Below are 9076 nucleotides of genomic sequence, written 5' to 3'. Positions count from 1 at the left end.
AGAATTTATTGTAAAATTTAGTTGAGTCATTACCTAACCTCCATATATTGTTTTGTGGTAAATACAATTATACAGGAGTCAGGTTAATGGCTCTTTTTCTTTTTACACAATTATATGGACTTAATCTTCATTCTTGAAAAAAATGCCTAAAATTATAGAATGGCAAGTTCATTCTTGAAAAAAACGCCTAAAATTATAGAATGGTAAGTTCATTCTCTAATCGCAGTTTTCGCAACAAATATAGGACAACTCCCCTCGAGAATTGTCCTATATTTTTCCCCAGCCTCTTCTTTGTCATTTAATCAACCATCATTGTTATATTCATGTTAAATTATGTACATGCTTTTTCAAAATTGTTATAATGAACAATATCACATAGAAAGGTCGTATAACCTTGGGAGAATTGTTTCATATAGACTATCAAGATTTGACAGAAAGTGAACAGAAAATTGTCAATTACTTTAATGTCAATCAGGCTATGGCACCACTTCTTTCAATTACTGAAGTGAGTAAGGCCATAGGTATTAGTAATGCAACCCTATCGCGCTTTTGTAGAAAACTCGGCTTCAAAAATTTCAAAGAATTGAAATTAGCCCTCGTTTCTAGCCAGGATGTTACACCCGCTAGTAAACTACAAAATGCCCTTCACATGAAACAGCAAATGGACCGCGAACAAGCACTCGCTGTTCCAACTCAAATGCTTTACCGTGATATTGATCAAATACTACAAACCATTGAACAGTTAGATGAAAAACAGTTCAGTAAGGCTGCTGAAACGATCACGAAGGAGAAACGTATCTTTGTATTTAGTAAAGGTGCGTCTAATTCCTTAGGTCACCTCTTGAGTTTTCGTTTGAAACGCTTTGGTATTCACATTCAACATATCAGCCTAGGTGGTTCAGAAATTTTTGAAACCCTGCATACCATTGGGCCAGATGATTTGTTGGTATTATTTTTCTTTGGAAAAACACCGCGCGAAACGCAAGTGATTTTCGATTATGTCAAAAGTGAACAAATCGAAACCATATGTTTTAGTGACCAACTATACCGCAACCCAGATAAAATAGGTACCTTCCAATTTTATGTATCTCGTGGTGTACCCACGGAATATCATTCCCTTACCAGTGCTATCGCTTTGATTGATGCCCTAGTGGTTGAAGTCAGTCGCCTTGGCCCTGCCTCATATCATGAACATTTACAAAAAATGCACACTTTAAAAGAGTATTACAAAAAAGATATTCCACGTTAGGCCATGCCTAACAGGAATATCTTTTTCTTATCTCCCTATTCAATTACTAAACGGACATCATATGAGCCACCTGCTTTTTGTAGTTCTTTCAGGGCTTTTTTCAATAGATTAGCACCGCAGTTAGCACAAATTTACCGTTTAACACTTCAGAAAGATCTGGACGACGTTCTGGTGTACGTTTCTTCATACCTAATAGCGGTTCAATCTTACCGTATAAACGTGGTACTAAGTACATCGTAGGTAACATACAGAATAAAATACCAGAGAAAAGAATATCATTGATCACAGCGAAACCTTCAACGAAGAAAACAGATTCTGGCAGACCAGCAACTGCTTCAAAATCTTCAATTGCAAATACAACTTTCAAAATATCGACGATGCCCGCTAATATTTGATGCACTGCCACACCCGTAATCGAAGCGATTGCAACTTGCTTACGGTTCATTGGATCTTTCACCATCATACCGGCAACATAAATACCTAGTGAGAATAGTACAAATTTCTCAATTTCACCGATACCACCAAATTGGCCTAACATAATTTCACTGAAAATAACTTCCCCTGTTGCAGCACCTAGCGCAGCTGACAAAGGATCTAATAGAATCGCTAACGTTAACGGAATAAATGCTAAATACTCAACAGATAATTCAATCACCCCTAAATTGATTGAAGGAATCAATTCCGTAAATAAAGTGGCCAGACCATATAGAGACATGGGAAGAACAAATACCATCATTTTTTGTGATTGGCTAATTTGGTAAACAGTGGTTTTCTGAGACATTTTTCTTATCCTCCTTTTCAAGATACTTTCATTATAAAGTTCTAATATTAATTAAAGACGTACATTTATGTAAATATGTTGTAAATATTTCATTTGTATTTAAATGTAAATTTATTTTCATAATATAATAAAAAAACAACCGTCCCGAATCATAAAGATCCTCGGACAGTTGTCTGATAAATAAATGTTATTCAACTATTTAGTCGCCAACTACTGCGAAACTGCTATTTAGCGATTTCATCTACAGCTTGGATAGCTTTTTCATAGTCAGGTTCATTCGTTACTTCGTTAACGATTTCTTCGTATACGACATTACCATCAGCGTCAATAATAAACATTGAACGTGCTAATTTGTCTAATTCTGGCATGTAAACACCATATGCTTTACCGAATTCTACTGCATCGTTAAATACACGCATAGTAGAGTCATTATCAGATTTCCATTTCGCTAATGATTCATCTGTGTTTGTTGAAATGGTTACAACTTCAATACCGTCACCAGCTTGTTTTGCGTAGTCGCTAATACGGTTTGATTGGATTGAGCATACAGAAGTATCAATATCTGGTACGACAGATACTAATAGTACTTTACCAGCGAAATCCTCTTTGCTTGCTGTGCCAGCCCCTACTTCACTAACCGTGAAATCAGGTGCAGTTCGGTTTAATGCTACCGGAGTACCTTCTAATTCTACTGTTTCACCTTTAAAAGTTACTGTTGCCATGTTGCATCATTCCTCCTTTGATTGATTACATCTAGTATAACAATAAAAAATACCATAACTCAATTCAAAAGGGTCGAGATAGGCGAATGGAAAATTCTCACCCTCGAGTAAACTCCTTGCCTACCAAAAAAAAGAGGCTGGGACAAAAGATTAAAATCATAGATTTTTCATCCTTACAGTGTGCGTTCCTTGTGAGCCGCGGGACCATTGAAAGGCAAGTTCTTTCAATTTGAAATCGAGCCAAGGTCTCGATTTCATCCTCTTTCACGGCTAAGAGACTACACTTTCAGTCCTATAACACCTGTTCCCATGATATATTTCAGTCAAAATGTATAAGAATTTTCAAAGTAAAAGGCGTACACAATTCTCTTTAAGAATTGTGTACGCCTTTTTAGAGACCTTTTGTCCCAGCCTCGGTACATATAGGCATCAAAATTATAATAAGTCTAAAAATGCCTCTTCAGTTTTGTTGCGTGAACCAGGCATGATTTGTTCTTCCATTGCCCCTTCAACAGCTCGTTGTACTAAGCCGTCGATATCTAAACGCGCTTCAAAGTATTCAATTTCAGACATTTTTGGTCTTGTCTTTGGTGATGGCGGTGCGAAGACTGTACAGCAATCTTCAAATGGTTGAATTGATAAATCAAAGGTATCGATTTTCTTAGAAATATCAATAATTTCAAGTTTATCCATAGCCACTACAGGTCGAATAATCGGTGTTGAGGTCACTTCGTTAATGGCAAACATTGACTCCAACGTTTGAGATGCTACCTGTCCAATTGATTCGCCATTGACGATTGCTAAACCATTATAATGTTTACGCAATTCGTCAGAAATACGCATCATCATTCGACGGGTAATGGTCATCAAGTATGCTGGATTCACATGTTCTTTGATGGCTTCTTGGGTTTCGGTAAATGGTACTTCCACAAAGTTAATCCACCCACCAAATTTTGTTAATTTTTCGGTTAATGATTTGGCTTTTTCCAAGGCCTGCGGGCTAGTGTATGGTGGTGAAGCAAAATGCACGGCCGTAATGCGGATACCACGTTTCATTGCTAGATATCCTGCTACTGGTGAGTCAATCCCACCTGACAGCATTAAGACTGCATTGGCAGACGTACCCACTGGTAAGCCACCCGCTCCATTGATCCATTCTGATGAAATCAAGAAGTTTTGTTCACGTACTTTCACACGGACAGTTAAATCTGGTCTCTTCATTTGCACTGCTAATTCAGGGAATTCTTCAGCTAGGAAGCCGCCTAGACCTTGGTTAATATCATTTGTATCCATAGCAAAACGGTGGTCTGAACGAGAAGTTGCCACTTTAAAAGTAGCCACTGGTCGTTTCGCTAACTCGGCTGTCACCAATTTCACTGCTGCTTCTTTTAACAAATCAAAATCACGTGCTAATTCGATAGCAGGTGAGAAACTTTGGATACCAAACACCTTGCTCAAGCCTTCTAATACTTCATTTTGAGGTGCACCATTTAAGGTTAGGAACATAAAGTCATGTTGTTGGTCCAAAGTAATTTCTGGATAGGCACTTAATGCTTCGCGGATGTTGCGCGCTAAGGTAGACACAAAATGACGTTTGTTCTTCCCTTTTGTAGATAACTCGCCGTAGCGAATCATAATTAGTTCTTTCATATTGTCTCCTCTTGTTGACTACTGAATTCGTTCAAATTTCTTCATTAATTTACTATAAATTTCGATAAATTGGTCGACTTCGGCTAAGGTATTGTCCTTACCAAAACTTAAACGGATTGCTTGTTTGGCCCAAACTGGATCGACATGCATAGCACCTAAGGTCGATGAAGTGTTATTTACAGCGCGCGATGAACAGGCACTAGTAGTAGACACGATGACACCTTCCTCTTCTAAGGCGTGCACCATGACCTCCCCACGCACACCTTTCAGTGCAACGGTAAGTATATGTGGCGCCGCATCTTCAGGACTGTATACACGGATCACATCTTCATGCTCTGCAAAAAAGGCCCGCAATTTCTTTTGAATGGCTTCCTCATTTGCCTTAACCGCTGGGGCCTCTGTTAAAGCGATACGTAAGGCTTTGGCAGTGGCTACGATACCAGGTAGGTTTTCCGTCGTCGAACGTTGGCCCATTTCTTGACCGCCACCTTCTAATAGGTGTTCGATATTACGGTTTTGTTTTTTGTATAAGATACCAATACCGCGAGGTCCATTGAATTTATGGGCAGAGAAGCTCATCAAATCCACTCGGTCATGAATGAATGGTTTCTTGAAGGTGCCGACACTTTGTACCCCATCGACATGGAAATGAATCGTTGGGTATTTTTCTAATAAATCACCGATGGTAGCGATTGGTTGGATGGCCCCAATTTCATTGTTGACGGCCATAACTGAAACTAAGATGGTTTCGTCTTTGATGGCAGCTGCAACGTCTTCAACATGAACTTTACCTTCCTTGTCAGCAGGTAAGTATGTCACCTCAAAGCCGTTTTTTTCTAAGTAAGCCATGGTATTTTTCACAGATGGATGCTCCACGCTAGACACGATGATGTGTTTACCGTGGTATTTTTCTTTTTCCATTGCGGTTCCTTTAATGGCCCAGTTGTTGGATTCGGTTCCACCGGATGTGAAGAAGATTTCGGATGAATCGGCACCTAATAAATCGGCTACTTGTTTACGTGCTGAGTTTAATAGTTTGGCTGATTCGTTGCCCAATTTGTGCAAGCTCGATGGATTGGCATAGTATGTTTGCATGACTTGGGTCATGGTATTTAGTGCTTCAGGCGCAATTTTCGTTGTTGCGCTATTATCAAAATATATCAGTTCTGACATGGTATTTCCTTCCTAATGTTGGCTAGTTAACTCTTCATATATTAAAGGCTTCCTAAACAAAAAGCAACCTCCTTGACTTTGATTTGGTCATGGAGGTTGCTTTTTGTTTATGGAATTGATGCTTAACGAATTTGGTGCTCTTGGTCGTATTGATCAATAATAATTTGGCGTGCGCCCGGTTGAATTTTTTCAATTTCTTGGGCAATATTTTCAAACGCGTCTTCGTATAAGAATTCTTTGTCGAATAAGTCGTAAGAACGTTGAATTGCCGCGTTTAATTCCGGATGTTGTGGCCGATAGCGGTTGGCGAATTGAATCGCACTTTCTGTTAATTGCGCTGCGCGTACTTGTTTTTCAGTATCGTCATCCAAGTACTCAATTGCTTTAGCAATTTGTTCAGTAAGATTTTCAATTTCCATCATATCCAACTTCACGCGATTTAATTGCTCCGCTAAGGCATCGATACGATCACTTGTATCAAAGAAGTAATCTAAATATTCGTTGGTTAAACCTGGTAAATGATGAATCTCCACAGCACGTTTGATGTTACGTAGATCTAACTCAAACATGTACAATTCATCGCGCGCGTCGCGTTCACGTTGACGCAAGTTTGCCAAGGCAACAACGATTGCAGATTGCCCCTTATCAATTTCAGTTAAGGCATCATAGATTTCACGGTAACGGGTTTCCATATCAGAATAGGCAATTTGATGCTCTGCTAATTGGTCATCCGTTGCTTTTAAAATGTCTTTTTGACGTTCAATTTGATCCGCATATTCTTGCATCTTGCCCATTTCATTATCATAAAGTAGGTAGTTTTGCGATACGCGGTCAATTTCTAGGGCACCATAGCGGTTGCTTTGAGTGATTTGCTCTAAGCGACGTTGAACTGACCCTTGATTCTTCCCAATGTATTCACGTGAATCAATTTCACGTTCCATCAATACATAGGCATGGTCGATTTGTGCGCCTGCACGTTCCATTAATTCACTTGCTTGATTTAAGTCAGCATCTGAAATGGCACGTTTCGCTTCTTCAACGATTTTTTCAGCAGCATCGATTTCTTTGGGAATATTGACATCCACTGGGAATTGGAATTCTTCTTCCTCCATGTGTGCGAAACCTTGATTTAGGTCGACCACTTGTTCTACATACTCTTCATTTAGTTTAGTATATAAGTGAGGGATTTGATCCATCATTTGTTCTAGTTCATCAATATCGGCATCGATTTGTACCAATACTTCTTGCGCACCAATGAAATCACCCTCATTCATTTGTTGGTGATACTTGGTGAAATCTAATTCTAGGTAGGCTAAATGATGTTCTAAGGTTTCAAGTGCATCGCCAAATTTGTAGCCATGTGCTAATAATTGCTTGCGTAGGGCTGCGTATCGGTTGTAAGTTTGTTCATGTTTATTTTCTGATGCTTTCTCGCTATCTAAAACTTCTGTTAAACGGTCATTGATCCCGTTAACTTCTTCACGTGTTTCTGCTAAGGTAGCTTCGATTTCTTCAGCCACACTTCTTGCCTTCACAATATTATATTTTTCCGTATAATTTTGCGCTGAAACTAATGCCGCTTCGATTTCAGGCAAACGAAAACGTGTAATCGTTTGCCATTTGGCTTGTTCACTTTCATACACGCGTCGTGTCGCTCCAGAAACATTTTTATTACGTAGCGTATACAATTTATCTGCTACCGGTGTAGACATGATTTCCTGCTTCTGTTCATCTAATTCAATATTTGTTTGTGTTTGCTTGTGCCCAAGGTAATATAGTAGACCATAGCCCAATAGTACCAAGACAATCAAGATTAACAATGCTATTAAAAATGGCACACGCACTCCTCCTTTTATTCGTTGGTGAATCACCACGTATTTTAAGACGTTCTTTATTCCCTATCTTATCATAATTTTAATAAAAAATACTATTAGATATATTACAAATGCTTTTCAAATCCGCAAATTATAAATTTATACACAAATATATGTGAAAAAGACAATTTAATCGTAACCTGAGTTCCTTCCGGTACAAAAGCTGTGACTTATTAATGATGGATAAGTCACAAAATCACTATAATCGTGACTTATAAACTTAGATAAGTCATGCGTCGCCAATTGGTGTGACTTATTTACTTAGATTCGCCACTTCATCAACAAAGTTGTGACTTATTTGCTTGAATACGCCACCCATCTTCTAGGTTGTGACTTATTTCGATGGATAAGTCACATACACATCAAAACCGTGACTTATTGTCCCCAAATAAGTCATACACGCCCACCAATCACAAAAATGGACACGCCAACATTGACGACATGTATTTATGGACATACTGGATTTCAACGACTATGCGGCAACAAGCCTAAATCCCATGATCGTTGGGATTGAAATCGCGTCTAAAACGCGATTTCACACCACTTCAAATTATTCGTAAAATAAAAAAGCCCAGGACATAATGTCCCAGGCTTTCCCGTTACACAAATTGTATCTAAAAATTAGATTAATTTGTTGTAGTATTCAACGACTAGAGATTCGTCGATTTCTTGGTTCATTTCGTCACGTTGTGGTAAACGAATTAAAGAACCTTCTAATTTATCAGCGTCGAATTGTACGTATGGTACGTGACCGTATACACCTTCAACAGCTTCTTTGATGATTGTTAGGTCTTTAGATTTTTCACGAACTGAAATTACTTGACCTGGTGCAACACGGTATGATGGGATATCAACACGTTTGCCATCAACAGTGATGTGACCGTGGTTTACTAATTGACGTGCTTGACGACGAGTAGTTGCTAAACCTAGACGGTAAACTACGTTGTCTAAACGTTGTTCTAGTAAGATCATGAAGTTAACACCGTGTTTACCTTCTTTGATTTTACCAGCTTGTACGAACAAGTTAGCGAATTGTTTTTCGTTCATGCCGTAGATGAAACGTAGTTTTTGTTTTTCTTGTAATTGCAAGCCGTATTCAGATAATTTAGAACGACGACCGTTACCATGTTCACCTGGTGCGTATGGACGACGAGCTAATTCTTTACCAGTACCTGAAATTGAGATACCTAAACGACGAGAAACTTTCCAGTTAGATCCTGTAAAACGAGACATTATATAATTCCTCCATAAAGTAAAATTTTTGGAGTAAAATAATTTATTAAGCTGACCGCATTCGTGCATTTCACCTTAGCGCTTTCGTCTTCTGCAGCCGCAGACTACTTGGCTGACTGATTGCCGAGTGGCAGATCAGTGGTTAAAATGTTGACGAGCTTGCTTCAACTTTGCTGCATTATTTTACACGCATACAATCATACCAAAAAGATTGTGATAAGTCAATCAATAATTTAGGCGATGTGTTTTAAGTAATCCAATGCTTAATTGCAATATCAAATGCATAAAAAATTTTAAAAACCTTTATAGACAGCGAATTACTCAATAATCCAGTATTACCAATGCTTTGAAGCCATTGACGGCAGGGAGTGTTTCATCCCTTACCATTTTTCAG

Annotated in this window: 7 protein-coding genes; 1 reads left to right on the top strand and 6 read right to left on the bottom strand. The window is 38.6% G+C overall.

What is annotated here, in order from left to right; genetic code table 11:
* The first annotated feature begins 403 nt into the window (after nt 1-403).
* On the top strand, nt 404-1249 hold the full coding sequence (locus tag B9P78_RS08550; protein ID WP_148138597.1) for a MurR/RpiR family transcriptional regulator: 846 nt from the start codon (nt 404-406) through the stop codon (nt 1247-1249).
* Nucleotides 1250-1349: 100 nt separating this feature from the next.
* Here B9P78_RS08550 and B9P78_RS08545 read toward each other — a convergent pair whose 3' ends face one another.
* The 6 genes from B9P78_RS08545 to rpsD form a co-directional block, all read right to left on the bottom strand.
* Entirely contained in the window at nt 1350-2030 is a 681-nt protein-coding gene (locus tag B9P78_RS08545) for a hypothetical protein (RefSeq protein WP_199445767.1), read from the bottom strand.
* Nucleotides 2031-2254: 224 nt separating this feature from the next.
* The gene (locus B9P78_RS08540) at nt 2255-2752 is read right to left on the bottom strand and encodes a redoxin family protein (protein WP_094519033.1); all 498 of its coding nucleotides are present in this window, start codon (nt 2750-2752) and stop codon (nt 2255-2257) included.
* Nucleotides 2753-3187: 435 nt separating this feature from the next.
* Nucleotides 3188-4402 (bottom strand): tRNA uracil 4-sulfurtransferase ThiI, encoded by a 1215-nt coding sequence (gene thiI / locus B9P78_RS08535; protein WP_094519032.1) that lies wholly within the window; start codon nt 4400-4402, stop codon nt 3188-3190.
* An 18-nt stretch (nt 4403-4420) separates the two neighbouring features.
* Nucleotides 4421-5566: a cysteine desulfurase family protein gene (locus tag B9P78_RS08530; RefSeq protein ID WP_094519035.1), complete on the bottom strand. Its 1146-nt coding sequence runs from the start codon at nt 5564-5566 to the stop codon at nt 4421-4423.
* A gap of 131 nt (nt 5567-5697) precedes the next feature.
* Entirely contained in the window at nt 5698-7413 is a 1716-nt protein-coding gene (locus B9P78_RS08525) for a septation ring formation regulator EzrA (protein ID WP_094519031.1), read from the bottom strand.
* A 657-nt stretch (nt 7414-8070) separates the two neighbouring features.
* On the bottom strand, nt 8071-8682 hold the full coding sequence (gene rpsD / locus B9P78_RS08520) for a 30S ribosomal protein S4 (protein WP_094519030.1): 612 nt from the start codon (nt 8680-8682) through the stop codon (nt 8071-8073).
* Nucleotides 8683-9076: the final 394 nt, after the last annotated feature.

The organism is Aerococcus sp. 1KP-2016 (genome assembly GCF_002252085.1).
Classification (GTDB): domain Bacteria; phylum Bacillota; class Bacilli; order Lactobacillales; family Aerococcaceae; genus Aerococcus.
The sequence above is the reverse complement of the archived record's forward strand: the minus strand, read 5'-3'. Positions and strand labels throughout refer to the sequence as shown.